General features: G+C 68.2%; 12 protein-coding genes. 6 read left to right on the top strand and 6 right to left on the bottom strand.

Annotated features, from left to right (window positions below; all coding sequences use genetic code 11):
• Window positions 1-71 precede the first annotated feature (71 nt).
• Complete coding sequence (locus ON29_RS14945; protein WP_040866839.1) at window positions 72-1622, bottom strand: acyl-CoA carboxylase subunit beta; 1551 nt, start codon at window positions 1620-1622, stop codon at window positions 72-74.
• 219 nt (window positions 1623-1841) lie between these two features.
• On the opposite strand from ON29_RS14945, the gene ON29_RS14940 reads away from it, so the two are divergent.
• On the top strand, window positions 1842-2177 hold the full coding sequence (locus ON29_RS14940) for an MmcQ/YjbR family DNA-binding protein (RefSeq protein ID WP_040866838.1): 336 nt from the start codon (window positions 1842-1844) through the stop codon (window positions 2175-2177).
• A gap of 17 nt (window positions 2178-2194) precedes the next feature.
• Here the strand turns inward: ON29_RS14940 and ON29_RS33845 are convergent, their stop codons facing one another.
• Window positions 2195-3718, bottom strand: a complete 1524-nt coding sequence (locus ON29_RS33845; protein WP_157172783.1) for a hypothetical protein — start codon at window positions 3716-3718, stop codon at window positions 2195-2197.
• 968 nt (window positions 3719-4686) lie between these two features.
• On the opposite strand from ON29_RS33845, the gene ON29_RS14930 reads away from it, so the two are divergent.
• Entirely contained in the window at window positions 4687-5445 is a 759-nt protein-coding gene (locus tag ON29_RS14930) for a PP2C family protein-serine/threonine phosphatase (RefSeq protein ID WP_217999166.1), read from the top strand.
• Window positions 5446-5547: 102 nt separating this feature from the next.
• Complete coding sequence (locus ON29_RS14925) at window positions 5548-6030, top strand: adenosine-specific kinase (RefSeq protein WP_040866837.1); 483 nt, start codon at window positions 5548-5550, stop codon at window positions 6028-6030.
• Window positions 6031-6144: 114 nt separating this feature from the next.
• On the opposite strand, the gene ON29_RS14920 is transcribed toward ON29_RS14925, so the two are convergent.
• Together ON29_RS14920 and ON29_RS14915 are read right to left on the bottom strand one after the other, a co-directional pair.
• Entirely contained in the window at window positions 6145-7020 is an 876-nt protein-coding gene (locus ON29_RS14920) for an LLM class F420-dependent oxidoreductase (protein ID WP_040866836.1), read from the bottom strand.
• 92 nt (window positions 7021-7112) lie between these two features.
• A complete protein-coding gene (locus ON29_RS14915; protein WP_040866835.1) occupies window positions 7113-7475 on the bottom strand; it encodes an ArsR/SmtB family transcription factor in 363 nt (120 codons plus the stop codon).
• Window positions 7476-7568: 93 nt separating this feature from the next.
• On the opposite strand from ON29_RS14915, the gene ON29_RS14910 reads away from it, so the two are divergent.
• Window positions 7569-9527, top strand: coding sequence for a heavy metal translocating P-type ATPase (locus ON29_RS14910; protein ID WP_040866834.1), 1959 nt, complete (start codon window positions 7569-7571; stop codon window positions 9525-9527).
• Between the two features lie 64 nt (window positions 9528-9591).
• Here the strand turns inward: ON29_RS14910 and gnd are convergent, their stop codons facing one another.
• A complete protein-coding gene (gene gnd, locus ON29_RS14905) occupies window positions 9592-11037 on the bottom strand; it encodes an NADP-dependent phosphogluconate dehydrogenase (RefSeq protein ID WP_040866833.1) in 1446 nt (481 codons plus the stop codon).
• A gap of 370 nt (window positions 11038-11407) precedes the next feature.
• Window positions 11408-11929: a MarR family winged helix-turn-helix transcriptional regulator gene (locus ON29_RS14900; RefSeq protein WP_051175212.1), complete on the bottom strand. Its 522-nt coding sequence runs from the start codon at window positions 11927-11929 to the stop codon at window positions 11408-11410.
• 217 nt (window positions 11930-12146) lie between these two features.
• Between ON29_RS14900 and ON29_RS14895 the strand changes: the two genes are divergently transcribed.
• Together ON29_RS14895 and ON29_RS14890 are read left to right on the top strand one after the other, a co-directional pair.
• Window positions 12147-13376 (top strand): TetR/AcrR family transcriptional regulator, encoded by a 1230-nt coding sequence (locus ON29_RS14895; protein WP_169332576.1) that lies wholly within the window; start codon window positions 12147-12149, stop codon window positions 13374-13376.
• Window positions 13377-13592: 216 nt separating this feature from the next.
• A complete protein-coding gene (locus tag ON29_RS14890; protein WP_040866831.1) occupies window positions 13593-15428 on the top strand; it encodes an acyl-CoA dehydrogenase in 1836 nt (611 codons plus the stop codon).
• Window positions 15429-15769: the final 341 nt, after the last annotated feature.

The raw sequence follows: 15769 nt of genomic DNA, 5'->3' as shown, positions 1-15769 counted from the left end.
CAACTCCTCCGACCGCGGACCTTCACCCCCACACCGCCGCATACCCAGCCCGGCAGCGGGAAAACCCGGCACTACATCGGGTACAGGCTGTGCTTGCGCGGATTGTGCTCGGCGGCTGCTTCCTTGTCCCGCAGCAGCTGGAGCGCATGCCGTATCTCCAGCCGGGTACGGGATGGTTCGATCACCGCATCGATGTAGCCGCGTTCGGCCGCGATCCACGGAGTGGCGACGGTGGCGTTGTACTGGTCGATCATGAAATCCCGCACCGCCGCGCGCTGTTCTTCCGGCACCTGGAGCAGCTGGCGCCGCCCCGCGATGTCGACCGCGCTTTCCGCGCCGATCACCGCGATGCGGGCGGTCGGCCAGGCCAGACTGATGTCGGCGCCGAGTTGCTTGCATGCCATGAAGCCGTAGGCGCCGCCGTAGGACTTGCGCACCACGACGTTGATGATGGGCACGGTCGCCTCGATGATCGCGCGGAACACGCGTCCGCCGCGGACGATGACACCGTTGCGTTCCTCTTCGACGCCGGGAAGCACGCCGGGAGTGTCCACGACGAATACCAAGGGGATGCCGAAGGCGTTGCACAGCCGGATGAAATGCGTTGCCTTGTCGGAGCATTTCGCGTCGACCGCTCCCCCGAGCACCAACGGCTGATTGGCGACCACCCCGACGCTGCGTCCGTCCACACGCGTGAAGCCGGTGATCAGATTGGCCGCGGTGGCGGAGCGGATCTCGTGGAAATCACCGTCGTCGAAGATGCGCAGCAGGATCTCGTGCATGTCGTATCCCTCGCGATCGGAGTCCGGGATGATCGACTCGAGCTCGAGGTCGGTCGCGGTGATCTCCGGCTCGAGGCCGGGGTTCACCAGCGGCGCCTGCTCCAGGCAGCTCGACGGCAGGTAGCTCAGGTACTTGCGGGCCCAGTCGAATGCCTCCTGTTCGGTCGCGGTCACGTGGTGGATCGTGCCGTTGCGGGCCTGCACGTGAGCGCCGCCCAGTTCCTCCGCGGTCACGTCTTCGCCGGTCACCGTCTTGATGACCTCGGGACCGGTGACGAACATGTAGGAGTTCTCGGTCGCGACGAGAACGTCGGTGTTCACCGGGCCGTATACCGAACCGGCGGCGCACTTGCCGAGCATGATGGAGACCTGCGGGACGAATCCGGACAACCGCTCTTGGCGTCGGCTCATGTGGGCGAACCAGGCCAGCGAGGTGACCGCGTCCTGGATCCGGGCGCCGCCGGAATCGTTGATCGCCACCACTGGGCAGGCCTTCTCGTACGCGAACTTCAGGATGTGCGCGACCTTCCGGCCGAACATCTCGCCGACCGAGCCGCCGTAGACCGTCTGGTCGTGCGCGATGACCACGACGGGTCTGCCGTCGATGCGGCCGTGGCCGGTGACCACGCCGTCGCCGTACTTCGCGTCCGGGGCTCCCGGTGTCCGCGCGAGTGCGCCGATCTCGACGAACGTTCCGGGATCCAGCAACGATCGCACCCGCTCACGGGCACTCGGGATGCCCTTGCTCTGCCGTTTGGCGACACCGGACGCACCCGCCGGTTCCTCGGCGGTCGCGAGGGTGTCCCGCAATCGCTCCAACTTCTCGCGCGTGCCGACCATTCGGATACTGCCCTCTCGACCTCACCGATCACTGCGCCGAACGATAGGGGGCTGGACGACGAGCGCTGAGGTCACGAGACGATTACTGGGCACTTCACAACGCGCCGGCCGTCGCGTTGGCACCCCGCCCTATTGATCGGGCCGGCCCCGCACCGGCGATCTCGTCGGGGGGCGGACCACGCACGGGGAGTTCCATTCCGGCCTGGAAGGATTCGGTGCATGAGTTTCACCGGGGACGATGTCCGGTCCTTCGCGCTGTCGCTACCGGAGACATCCGAACAGTTCACCTGGGGGATGCCGACCTTCCGGGTCGCGGGCAAGTTGTTTCTCACCCTTCCGGAGGCGGAGACCTCGATGGCGGTCCGCTGCCCCATCGCCGATCGCGACGAACTCGTCGCCGCCGAACCGGGCAAGTTCTGGATCGCCGCGCACGAAGCGAACAACGCGTGGGTCCGCGCGCGTCTGACCGCCCTCGACGACCTGGCCGAACTGGAAGCCATCGTGCTCGACTCGTGGCGGCAGGCCGCACCCCGGCATCTCCTCGACGCGGGGTGACCTGCTCGCGCCCGGCCTCAGCGTGCGCGGCGGCGGCGTGGCCGGGGCGCGAGTTTCAGGCCGAACAGCAGATCGGTGTTGCGGACCGGCGCCGGTTGCTCGGACATCCGGAGCAGTCCGGCACGGCGGATCCAGCTGTGGTGCCAGTGGTACAGGTCGGGAAGGCTCACCTCGCATGCCGCGGCGAGCCTGCGAAGGCGGAAGCCCGCGCCACCGATGGCCCCGGTGAACAGTTTGCTGTTCGGGGTGGGTCGCGATTCCTGGGCGACGCGGGCGTCGTAGAGCAAGGTGCGCGCAGGCGGCGGTATCACCCAGACGTACAAGTCGGGTGCGTGGGTGTAGCCGATCGGGCCGTTGAAGATCAGCGCGTCGGCGGTCAGCGCGACACACGGAATGGCGTTCAGTTCCATCGCGGTGGCACCGGTGAAGAGTGCGGTGACGAGCGCCGCCGCGTCCACCGGATCGGCGGTCCTGGCCCGGACACGGGCGATGACGTCGTGGTCGATCGGGACCGTGGTCAGCCCGGGCCCGACCGAGTAGGCCAGATCCGGCGGCAGATCCAGCCGAAGACCGTGCAGCAGGAACGCGGCTTGGGCGCCGCGCAGGCGCGTGATGGTGTGCCCGCGACTGGGGCTGTCGGCCACCAGGCTGCCGAGGAATCGGTACAGGCTGAGGATGTCGTTCCACTCGTCCACCACACCGGAGCCGGGACCCGGCTGAAAGCGATTCGGCGAGCTGAGTCGAGGTTGCAGCACCGAGAGCATGTATTCGGCCAGACCGGCCCCGCGGGGACCCAGCCAGCTCCCGACGCCGTTCTGGTTCAGGTCGTGACGGCACTGCCTGCCGGTGTGTTCGGCGAGCCACCGGCAGGTCGTCTGGATCCCATCGGTGTAGACGGCGTCGATGCGCGCGAACTCCTGCGGCGGCAGGCTGCGGTAGGCATCGGCCAGGAAGGTGGTGACATCGCCGTCGGAGATCTGCGGCAGCAGCCCGCCTCCTGCCGCTTCCGACAGCGTGATGATGCGCGACGGCGGTTGGCTGACCTGCCCATACCCCACCTGCCGGGTCGGCGGCTCGAAGCCGTCGATGCGCGTGGTGGGCGGGTCGGGGACACCGATGCGCGTCGTCGCCGCTTCAGGGGCATCGGTCTGCGTGGTCGCTGCCTCAGGGACATCCGTCTGCGTGGCCGCTGCCTCGGGGGCATCGGTCTGCGTAGCCGGTGCCTCGGGGGCATCGGTGTGCGTAGCCGGTGCCTCGGGGGCATCGGTCTGCGTGGTCGCTGCCTCGGGGGCATCGGTATGCGTAGCCGGTGCGTCGGGAACATCGATGCGTGGGGACGCGGTCCCGGTGACATCGATGCGCCTGGTGGGCGCGCTGGCGGCGCGGCGGTCCGCCAGCCATCGCCGCAGGTCCTCCTCCGGCACGCCCAGCCGCTGCGAGGTCGATCGCATCCGTTCGGCAGAAAGTTCGTTGTGTTCGTCGAGCTGGGCCAATCTTTCCAGCTCGGACGGACGCAGCGTGGGCACGCTTGCGTCGACCACAGCCACAACCTCCTGGATTTCTGGACCCACGGCGCAACACGGCGGGTTCGAGACGTCAGTTGCAGAGCATTCGATCACGTACTCGCCGGTAGGGCGGGGAATTCAACGGAGTTTCGTCTGTTGTCTACGTCACCGGCAACTACACGATCTACCGAAATCTCGCGCACCGAATGCGTTTTGCCTAGTCAAGATGTCTGTCGCCCCTAGCGACGGAAAGACGTGGCCGATGCCGACACCGGAAATTTCGGCGTCCGTGTCTACGGTGCTGGACGCCGCCAAATCGGTACACCGAACGTTGCCGCCCGAGTCGGGCTTACCGCGCGGAGCGCGCGCCGACCCGGCGCACACCAGGACAGCCGACACCCGACCACCGCGCCGCCCACATCGCCTCGCCGAGCAGGAGCGGTCCGCCACCCGCCGACACAATCCGTGCGCAGGCGACCGGGACAGGCGAGGCGAGCGCTGCCGCAGCGCGGGCAGCGCGACCATGTCCTGTCCCGGAGCCGCGCTGGGCCGTAGCGAGCCGACGGCTCCGAGTTTGCGGCCGTCGCGGCATCGGGCGCACTGCTTCGGCCCCTGGCGACCCGTACGAGAGAAATCGGCCTCGATGAGTTACACGCTGCCTGTGTCCCTGCCGGACTGACGAGAAGGTGAATTCGCCGATCAGCCGACAGTAAGCCGATTGATTGCCGGAATCCGGAAGCAATGTCGCGAAATGGGAGTTCGGCGCGGAAACAATGATCGATATTGCACGGCTGCATCCACCCGCGGTCGGCATCGATCGAATACAAGACGCAAAGCACACCGATGCTCGCGCCGGAGCGGACGCGGGATGCCGGCCGTGACCGGATCGAGAGCGAATTCTCAGTGTCCCCACAACGAACTCTCGACAAGCCCAAATACCGGTGCGGTCTCCTTGAAGGGTGCTGGTCGGCAGCACTCGAGCTCAGCCCGGAGGAGACCAGTTCATGTACACCGGCACTACTTCAAGCCTGCCGCGGATCGAGCTGCCGTGGCTGGGCGCGGCGATGGGCGCCTCGGCCAGTCGGCGTGCGTCACGGTCGATCAACGCCGACGCGGTGGCGATCGAGACCGATGCGATGAGCGGAGCGACAGCGTTCGTGGTCGCCGACGGTGTGGGAGACCATCTCCTCGGCGCCCGGGCGGCACGCACGGTTGCCGCGGCGGCGGCACATGCGGGCGCCCGGGACGGGGCGCGAGCGGGAATCCTCGCGGCACAAGAAGAATTGCTGCGGGAAGTCCCGGAACCCTCCGCCGACAGCGTGCTCGTGGTGGCGGTATTGCCGACCGCCGGTCGACCCGATGGCCCCTGCGAGGTGGCATGGGTCGGCGACTGCCGGGCGTATCGCTGGAACGGGCGGGTGCTGCACCAGATCACCACCGACCACACCGTGGCCGAGTCGTACCGAGCCCGCGGGCTGGCCGTCACCCCGCGAATGAGCCATCTGGTCACCACCTCGGCCCGCACCGTCCGGCCGGATGAGATCGGGTATGCCGCCACCGGATCGAGCACGGGCAGACTGCTGCTGAGCACCGACGGAGTGCACAAGCCACTCGGCATCGCCACCGTCAAGGCCATTCTTGCGGACGGCGACGCGGCCGACGCGATCGCGAACTCCTTGGTCGACGCCGCCCTTCTGGCCGGAGGAAGGGACAACGCCACCGCGCTGGTGGTGGACCTCCCTTCCCGCACGGCCGAGGGCTAGGTCCCGCTACCGACTCGGGCGTCACCGCGGGGCACCCGCGACGCGTGCGAAAGAAATGTCGAAATGCTATGAATCGACATCGCTGGGGCGCAGTATGTCGCTGTGGAGTTGACAGCGGTACGCATCGACAAGCCGGACGAACTCAACGTCGTCATCGGACAGTCCCACTTCATCAAAACCGTGGAAGACCTGCACGAAGCGCTGGTCGGGGTAAGTCAGCACCTGCGCTTCGGGCTGGCGTTCTGCGAGGCCTCCGGCCCGCGCCTGGTCCGCCACTCCGGCAACGACGACTCGCTCGTCGAGCTCGCCACCAAGAACGCGGTGGACCTCGGGGCCGGGCACTCGTTCATCGTCTTTCTGCGCGAGGGTTATCCCGTCAACGTGCTCAATGCCGTGCGGCAGGTCCCCGAGGTCTGCGGGATCTTCTGCGCCACAGCCAATCCCGTCGAGGTTCTGATCGCCGAGACGGAACTCGGCAGAGGGATCATCGGCGTGATCGACGGTTCGGCGCCGCTCGGCGTGGAGAATGCCGACGACCAGGCAGCCCGTAGGCAGCTGTTGCGCCAGATCGGCTACAAACTGTAGTCCCGCGGTCGGCGACCTTCCGGGCCGCCGACCGCGACATGTTCATCCCCGGGTCCGCAATCCCCTACCGCGACACCTCATCCGGAGCGCCTTCACAGCGCGTTCCGCCGCGCCTCAGCCGAGTTCCGCCAGTTGCGCCACGGCGGGCGCCATGCCATCGATCCAAGCCGCCGGTGAACCGGTGGTCGGAGTGACGATGGCGGTGTCGATGCCGAGTTTCGCGTAGTCGGCCATCTGCCGGACGAAGTCGTCGCGGTTCTCCGGGCTCGGCCGCGGATTGTTGGCGATGATCGTCTTGCGGATCTCGTCATAGTCGCGGCCGACGTCGTCGCAATGCCGGCGCAGCACATCGAGCTTGTGCTCGACGTCCGCGGGCGAGGAGCCGAACAGGTTGCAGGCGTCGCCGTATTGCGCGACCAAGCGCAGCGTCTTGCGCTCTCCCCCGCCGCCGATGAGCACCTTCGGCCGGTTGATCGGCTGCGGCGAGCACAGCGTCTCGGCCAGCTGGTAGTACTTCCCGTCGAACGCCCCGTTGTCCTGGGGGTCCCACATCTGGCGGCAGATGCGCAACGTCTCTTCCAGCCGCTCGAACCGTTCGGCGGTCGAGGGAAACGCCACGCCGAGCCCACGGTGTTCGCGCTCGAACCAGGCGGCGCCGATGCCGAGGACCGCCCGGCCACCCGACAGGACGTCGAGCGTGGTGACGATCTTGGCAAGCAGCCCGGGGTGGCGATAGGTCACGCCGGTGACGAGGAGGCCGAGGTCGACGCGCGACGTGTGCGCGGCCAGATAGCCGAGAGTGGTGTAGCCCTCCAGCATGTTCGCCTCCGCAGGCAGGCCCGTCGGCTCGATCTGGAAGTAGTGGTCCATGAACGACAACCAGGTCGCCCCGGACGCCTCCGCTGCCGCGCCGACCCGCGCCAGCTCACCGGCGATAGCGGTCGTACCACCGTCGATATCGAAGACGGGTACGTGAAAACCGAGCTCCATGAAGCGGTCCCTTCTGCTGGTCAACCGTGTACGAGCGCACACTAAGTGCTGGAGTGCGCTCCAGGTCAAGCAAGCGGATCAGGGCAGAGCGGTCAGCCGGCGGTTTCGGGGCGGTCGGACAATCCGAGGCGCAGATGTTCACTGTGGTAGATCGCCTCGTCCAGCAGCTGGGCGACGTGGTTGTCGTAGAGGCTGTAGACGATGCTGCGGCCGGTGCGGGCACCGGTGACCAGCCCCAGATTGCGCAGCAGGCGAAGCTGGTGGGAAACGGCGGACTGTTCCATGCCGATCGCGTCGGCCAGCGCGCTCACCGACAGTGGCCCCTGGCGCAGCTGGGTGAGGATCATCAAGCGGCTCGGGGTGGCCAGCGCCTGCAATGTGGTCGCCACATGGTTGGCCGATTCCGGATCCAGGCGCGCGGCAGGGCGATCCCTGCCTTCGACACCGTGTCCCATGAGGGAACATTATACTCTAGGAACAAATGAAGACATGTTCATGCTTTCTGTTATGGTCGGGCGGTCTGTTCGTTGCTGTCCTGGAGGTGACCCGTGGCCGCGCCGACCCTCGCGCCGACCCGTCCGACTTCGCCGACCGGTCGTGTGCCTACGCACCGGACCCGGCTGTTCGCCCTGCCGGAAGTGCGGTGGGCCGCAGTGGGTGTCGCGTTCTTCCTCGCCGGTCTGGCGACGCAGCTGGCCGATGGACCGCGAGGGGCGTGGTGGGGTTTATACCTGGCCTGTTACGCCGCGGGCGGTTGGGAACCGGGATGGGCCGGGCTGCGGGCATTACGCGACAAGACGCTCGATGTCGATTTGCTCATGGTCGCCGCGGCGATCGGTGCGGTGGCCATCGGCCAGATCACCGACGGCGCCTTGCTGATCGTCATCTTCGCCACCTCGGGCGCCCTGGAAGCGCTGGCCACCGCCCGGACCGAGGACTCGGTGCGCGGACTACTCGATCTCACACCGCAGACCGCGACCCGGCTCGCCGATGGCGGAGCGGAGCAGACGGTGCACGCCGCCGACCTGCGCGTCGGTGATCTTCTCGTGGTGCGTCCCGGTGAGCGGATCGCCGCCGACGCGACGGTGCTCTCCGGCGGCAGCGAGGTCGATCAGGCCACCATCACCGGTGAACCGCTGCCGGTGGACAAAGCCGCGGGCGATGAAGTGTTCGCGGGCACTCTCAACGGCACCGGAGTGCTGCGGATCCGGGTGGATCGCCGCGCGGAGGACTCCGTGGTCGCGCGGATCGCGGCCCTGGTCGAGCAAGCGGCCCGAACCAAGGCGCGCGCACAGCTTTTCATCGAGAAGGTGGAGCAGCGCTACTCGATCGGCATGGTTCTGGTCACCCTCGCCGTGTTCGTCGTTCCGCTGCTGTTCGGCGACACCCTGCGGCGGGCGCTGCTGCGGGCGATGACGTTCATGATCGTCGCCTCCCCCTGCGCGGTGGTGCTGGCCACCATGCCGCCCCTGCTGGCGGCCATCGCCAACGCAGGGCGCCACGGCGTCCTGGTCAAATCCGCGGTGGTCATGGAAAGGCTCGGCGCCACCACGCACGTCGCCTTCGACAAGACCGGCACGCTGACCCGCGGCATTCCCGAACTAGCCGAAATCCGCTGCCTGGACGAACGATTCACCGACGACGAGTTGCTCCGACTGGCCGCCGCGGCCGAGCATCCGAGCGAGCACCCCTTGGCGGCGGCGATCGTGCGCGCGGCCCGTGCCCGGGGCCTGCGACTGCCCGAGGTCACCGAGTTCACCGCGAACCCCGGTCGCGGCGTCACCGCCCGCGTCGGCGACCAGCTCATCGGCGTCGGCTCCCCCACCACGTCGGAACTCGCCCCCGGCCCGCGAACGACCGTCGAAGCGCTCCAGGTGAGCGGCTGCACCGCCGTGGTCGTGACCTGCGAGCACCGGCCGATCGGGGTATTCGCGCTGACCGACCGGCCGCGGCCGGAAGCGGCGGCGGCGGTGCGGGCGACCACCGAGATCACCGGCGCCGCGCCGGTATTGCTGACCGGCGACAACGCCGCCACCGCCGACCGGCTCGCCGCCCGGGTCGGCATCACCGACGTACGAGCCGAACTCCTGCCCGACGACAAGGTGACCGCGGTGCGCCACCTGCAGGCCGACGGGCGGAAGGTGACGGTGGTCGGCGACGGCATCAACGATGCCCCGGCCCTCGCCGCGGCCGAGGTCGGCATCGCCATGGGCGGGGCCGGATCCGATCTGACCTTGCAGACCGCGGACGCCGTCGTCGTGCGCGACGATTTGACGACGATCCCGGCGGTGATCGCGTTGTCCCGGCAGGCGCGGCGGGTGGTGGTCGCCAACCTGGCCATCGCCGCCACCTTCATCGGCGTGCTGGTCGTCTGGGACCTCGCCGCAACCCTGCCGCTCCCGCTCGGCGTCGCCGGGCACGAGGGCTCCACCGTCATCGTCGGGCTCAACGGATTACGCCTGCTCCGCCGGACGGCGTGGGAACGAGCCGCCGGGACACCGGATTGACACCGGACCCGGCATGCAATGCCGCAGTGCGGGAACGATTCCCGCACTGCGGCAGCGCGACCGGCTAGTCGGCGCGAACCTCGCTGCGGTCCTCGCTCCAGAGCGTGTGGAATTTGCCTTCGGCGTCGACGCGCTCGTAGGTGTGCGCGCCGAAGAAGTCACGCTGCGCCTGGGTGAGCGCGGCCGGGAGGCGCTCGGCACGCAGGGCGTCGTAGTAGGACAGCGACGACGCGAACGCGGGCACCGGAATGCCGAGCAGGGTCGCGGTGGCCACGACGCGGCGCCAGCTGTCGATGGCGGTCTCGATCGCCGCGCGGAAGTACGGCGCGAGGATCAAGCTCGGCAGCGCCGGGTTCTCGTCGTAGGCTTCCTTGATCCGGTTCAGGAAACGGGCGCGGATGATGCAGCCGCCGCGCCAGATCGTCGCGAGGTCGCCGGGGCGCAGACCCCAGTCGTATTCCGCACTGCCCGCGGCGATCTGGTCGAAGCCCTGGGCGTAGGCCACAACCTTCGAAGCGTAGAGCGCCTGCCGGATGTCTTCGGTAAATTGTTCGACGTCGGTGGGCTTTTCGGCCAACCGGCCGGAGGCGAGACCCTGCGCGGCCTTGCGCTGCGCACGGGAGCCCGACAGTGCCCGGGCGAATACCGCTTCGGCGATGCCGGTCACCGGCACACCGAGGTCGAGCGCGGACTTCACCGTCCAGCGTCCGGTGCCCTTCTGCTCCGCCGCGTCGACGATCACGTCGACCAGTGGCTTGCCGGTCTTCGCGTCGACCTGATTCAGCACCTCGGCGGTGATCTCGACGAGGTAGCTCTCCAGGTCACCGGAGTTCCATTGGGTGAACACATCGGCGATCTGCTTCGCGTCGAAGCCGAGCGCGTCACGGAACAGGTGGTAGGCCTCGCCGATCAGCTGCATGTCGGCGTACTCGATGCCGTTGTGCACCATCTTGACGAAATGCCCCGAGCCGTCGGGACCGATATGGGTGCAGCAGGGCGTACCGTCGACCTTCGCCGCGATGGATTCCAGCAGCGGCCCCAGCGAGTCGTAGGACTCCTTCGGTCCGCCCGGCATGATCGCGGGGCCGTTGAGCGCGCCCTCCTCGCCACCGGAGATACCGGCACCGACGAAGTTCAGCCCGCGCTCGCGCATCGCGGCTTCCCGCCGAATGGTGTCGGTGTAGAGGGCGTTCCCGCCGTCGATGATGATGTCGCCCGGCTCCATCGCGGCCGCCAGTTCCTCGATGACCGCGTCGGTCGGGGCGCCTGCCTTGACCATGATCAGCACCCGGCGCGGCTTCTCCAGCGCGGCGACGAACTCCTCGATCGTCTCGGTCCGCACGAAGTCGCCGTCGTCGCCGTGCGCCTCCAGCAGTGCGTCGGTCTTGGCGACGGTGCGGTTGTGCAGGGCGACGGTGTAGCCGTTCCTGGCGAAGTTCCGTGCGATGTTGCTACCCATGACCGCCAGACCGGTGACCCCGATCTGTGCACGCGCTGTAGAGGTCGGCATCAATCAGCTCTCTTCGTTCGACAGGGCGGCGCGTCCGCGCGAAACTGTTCGGCGGCTGCATCGTGGCGTCCGTTCCACGACGCTTCAGACCTTACTTACCCGCCCCGCCGCAGCGGGCACGGAGGGCAGCGTGAGCCGCTCGGCGCGGTCACCTGGCCGCCCGGCGGCGTGACCTCACCCACCAGCCGTCGACGGCACCGGCCCGGCGTTGACCGCCATGTTGCTCGTTCAGGCGGTGGAGGCGCAGATCCCCGGCGCGGTCCTCGATCCACCGGCCGGCCGCACCGCGGACGAGTGCGGCCGAGTGATCGTCGACCTCTGGACCCGAGCGCTCACTCCGCCTGCCGCCCCCGCGCACCCGGCGGCCGGGTCATAGGGGGCAGTCCGCGCGAGGCGATTCGTCGTCGAGGCCGGGACCGCCGCCGATCAACGCCTCCGGGCCGCGATCACCGTAGGCGATGCGCTCGAGCAGATCCAGGACCTCGCCGACCTTGTGCAGCTCGCCGGACCGCAGGCTCTCGGACAACGCCTGCGCCAGAGCGTCGTTCGCGGACGCCTGGTGTCCGCACACCCACGCCCGGCCTTCGTCGGTGAGGGTCAGATTCACCCGGCGCCCGTCGTCCGGATCGCGCACACCGACGATCAGGCCCTGATCGCGCAGCCCGTCGACCACATTGCGCATCGTCTGCGGCCGCAGCATCTCCAGCCGCGCCAGGTCGACCGCGGCCAAGGCGCCGTATCGGTGCAGACGTCCCAGCACCGCCCACTGCGTCGCCGACAGCCGCCGTTCATCGGGATCCCTCCGGGCGCGCCGCAGAATCACGGTCGACGCGATGCGCAGGCGGGCCGCCATGCTCGACAGTGCTGTGGCGTCCGCGGTGTCAGCGCTCACGGGCGGGCTCCCTCTGCTTACCTGATCGATAACGATCCACGGGCTGGTGATAGCTGCGGGAAGCCTACTCGACAGTAGAAGCCGTACGTCGGCTATGACGACATCGTCATACATATGGGTGGCCGCGCCGGATCTCCCCTGGCATACCGGCGAACGGATCGCGCGCGGAGGCGGCCCGGCACCGCCGCGGACCCTCCGATACGCGACACTGACCGCGATGGGCACACAGGCGAACGGCGCACAGCCACGGCGGAGACCACCTCATCGGCGCGAGATGATCCTGCACGCCGCGGTCGACGCCTTCACGCACGGCGGCTATTACGGCACCACGATGGCCGACATCGCCGCGGCGGTCGGTATCTCGGCGACGGCGCTGTATCGGCACTTCCGCAACAAGCAGCAGCTTCTGGGCCAGTGCCTGCTGGTGGGGCTCGACGACACCTTGGACCGGCTGGACGCCGCGTATCGCACCGACGACTCCGGTGACGCCGTGCTCGCCGAACTGGTCCGGGTGGCCCTGGAACTGCGCGGCCTGCCGCGGTTGTGGCAGCTGGAGTTCCGCAACCTGACCGCCGCCGACAAGACCGCCGTGCTGGTCCGCGCCGCGCGGATCACCCGCTATCTGCGGCACACCATCGGCGTGCGCCGACCGGAGCTCAGCGGCGCGGATGTCGAACTGCTGAGCTGGTGCGTGCTCTCGATCGCGGTCAGTCCCTCCTACCACCGCGCCGAGCTACCCGCGCCGGTTGCCGCACAGGTGCTCGACGCCGCCGTCGCGGCGGTGATCGCCACCGAAATGCCCGAGCACCCGGCCGGCCCCGCACCGAACCGGCCACCGCGCACCGAGACCGGCAACACCGCGCTGGATCGAGCGCTGCGGTCGGAGCGGATGCTTGCCGAGGCGGCGCGATTGTTCAGCACCCGCGGGTATGCCGCCGTGGGAATCGAAGACATCGGCGCGGCCGTCGGGGTCACCGGACCCGCCTTGTATCACCACTTCTCTAGCAAGGCGGAGTTGCTGGACCAGATCGTCCGGCGCCAGGACGAGTGGCTTCGGCTGCTGCTCGCCCGGGCGATCGCCGAGGGCCGCAGCGCCGAGGAATCCATGCGCTCACTGATGCGAAGCTTCGCGCAACTGGGTGTGGACGAGCCCGATCTGCTGGCGATCACCGTCAGCGAGACCCGGCACCTTCCGGGAGACGCGGTGCAGCGCTACCGGAGGGTGCGCTTGGACGGCATCGCCCAGTGGGCCCGCATGCTGCAGGCCGTGCGGCCGGACCTGCCCGCTCCGGCCGCGCGGGTGCTGAGCCGAGCCGTCACCACCGTCGTCATCGATGCCGTCCGCAACCCGCGCTTCCGGCGCAGGGCCGATCTCGTCGATGTTCTCGTGGCCATCGGAGAGCGGATCGAAACGGCCGGAATCCCCGGCCGCGTTTCCCCGCAGTGATTTATGCCACTTAGTGGTTATTAACTTAGCTCAGCCAATTGCACGCTAGCAGCGGATAGAACACTGTCGGACATGCGACCATTTACTTAGTGGTCATTAACATGAGATTGCTTTCGGGTCATCGGTGCCGCACAGTGTGCCGTGGGTGATCGCTGGTGCGCGCACCCGCCGAATCCCTTGCCGGTACACCGGCCGTTTCTCGAAAGGCATTGGCCCGTGAGCCATTACAAGAGCAACGTGCGCGACCTCGAGTTCAATCTGTTCGAGGTGTACGGACTCGACGACATCCTCCGGACCGGAGCATTCGGCGACCTGGACGGCGACACCGTGCGGTCGATGCTGGCGGAGGCCGCGCGCCTGGCCGAAGGACCGGTCGCCGAACCGTACGCCGACACCGACCGCAACCCGCCGGTTTTCGATCCGGCCACCCACTCGGTGCGCCTGCCGGAGTCGTTCAAGAAGGCGGTGCGCGCCTGGTACGACGCGGAATGGTGGCGCGTCGGCAAGGCCGAGGGTGTCGGGGGCGTGCCCGCCCCTTCGATGGTCAGTTGGGCGATCACCGAATTCGTCCTCGGGGCGCAGCCCGCGGCTTACATGTACCTGACCGGACCGATGATGGCCCACATCACTTATGGCATCGGCACCGAGCAGCAGCGGCGCTGGGCCCAGTTCATGACCGAACGCAACTGGGGCGCCACGATGGTGCTGACCGAGCCCGACGCCGGTTCCGACGTCGGCGCGGGCCGCACCAAGGCGGTCGAGCAGGAGGACGGCTCCTGGCACATCGAGGGCGTCAAGCGGTTCATCACCTCCGCCGACTCCGATGACCTGTTCGGAAACATCATGCACCTGGTGCTGGCTCGCCCCGAGGGCGCCGGACCGGGCACCAAGGGCCTGTCGCTGTTCTTCGTGCCGAAGTTCCACTTCGACCACGAGACCGGCGAGCTGGGCGAGCGCAACGGCGTCTTCGTCACCAACGTCGAGCACAAGATGGGCCTGAAGGCCTCGGCCACCTGCGAGGTCACCTTCGGCGGCCACGGCATCCCCGCCAAGGGCTGGCTGGTCGGCGAGGTACACGACGGCATCGCGCAGATGTTCCAAGTCATCGAGGAAGCTCGGATGATGGTGGGCACCAAGGCCATCGCCACCTTGTCCACCGGCTACCTCAACGCCCTGGAATACGCGAAGACACGCGTGCAAGGCAGTGATCTCACCCGGATGGCGGACAAGGCCGCGCCGAAGGTGACCATCACCCGGCACCCCGACGTGCGCCGGTCGCTGATGATGCAGAAGGCGTACGCCGAGGGGCTGCGCGCGATCTATCTCTACACCGCAGGCCATCAGAACGACGTTGTCGCGCAACACATCTCGGGTGCCGACGCGGATCTGGCCGCGCGAGTCAACGACCTGCTGCTGCCGATCGTCAAGGGTGTCGGCTCGGATCGCGCCTACCAGTACCTGACCGAGTCGCTGCAGACCCTCGGTGGTTCCGGCTTCCTGCAGGACTACCCGATCGAGCAGTACATCCGCGACGCGAAGATCGACTCGCTCTACGAAGGCACCACCGCCATCCAGGCGCAGGACTTCTTCTTCCGCAAGATCGCCCGCGACCGTGGCGTCGCACTGGCCCACCTCGCGGGCAAGATCCGCGACACGGCGCAATCCACCGACGGCAACGGCCGGCTCAAGGCGGAGAAGATCCTGCTCGCCACCGCGCTCGAAGACGTCCAGGACATGGCGGGCCGCTTCACCCAGCACCTGCTCGCCGCCCAGCAACAGCCCACCGAGCTGTACAAGATCGGGCTGAACTCCGTTCGCTTCCTGCTCTCCGTCGGTGACCTCCTCGTCGCCTGGCGGCTGATCGTCGCCGCCGAGATCGCCACGGCCGCACTCGACGCCGGCCCCGGAGAGCAGGACCGCGCCTTCTACGAAGGCAAAGTCGCCGTCGCGTCGTTCTTCGCCAAGACGGTCCTGCCGCACCTCAGCGCGGAATGGTCGGTTATCTCCGACGTCGACATCAGCGTCATGGATCTCGACGAAGCCGCGTTCTGACCCGGACCGGGCCGCGACGGCCGAGGCGTCGCCGGAACGACGACTCAGCAGCGGAGTGCGGTCACGGGAAACCGCGCGGGGACGTGCGACCGCGGAGAGCAGACCCGGCACGGGAACAGTCCGGAAGTTCCGGACTGTTCCCGTGCCGGGTCGAACATCTTCGATCGGTGACACTGCCGCGGCGCACCGGTCGCGGGACGCGTCAAACGGTCTCCGTCCGGACGGCGTAGATCTCGTGCAACTCCGTTCCGCGCAGGCTCAGGTCCTGCCGGGTTCGTGCGAAGAGACCATGCCTGCCGAGTAGTTCGCAGCACCGCGCCAGGCGCTCGTCCCGATCGTGC

This window comes from Nocardia exalbida NBRC 100660 (assembly GCF_000308575.1).
Lineage (GTDB): Bacteria > Actinomycetota > Actinomycetes > Mycobacteriales > Mycobacteriaceae > Nocardia > Nocardia exalbida.
The sequence above is the reverse complement of the archived record's forward strand: the minus strand, read 5'-3'. Positions and strand labels throughout refer to the sequence as shown.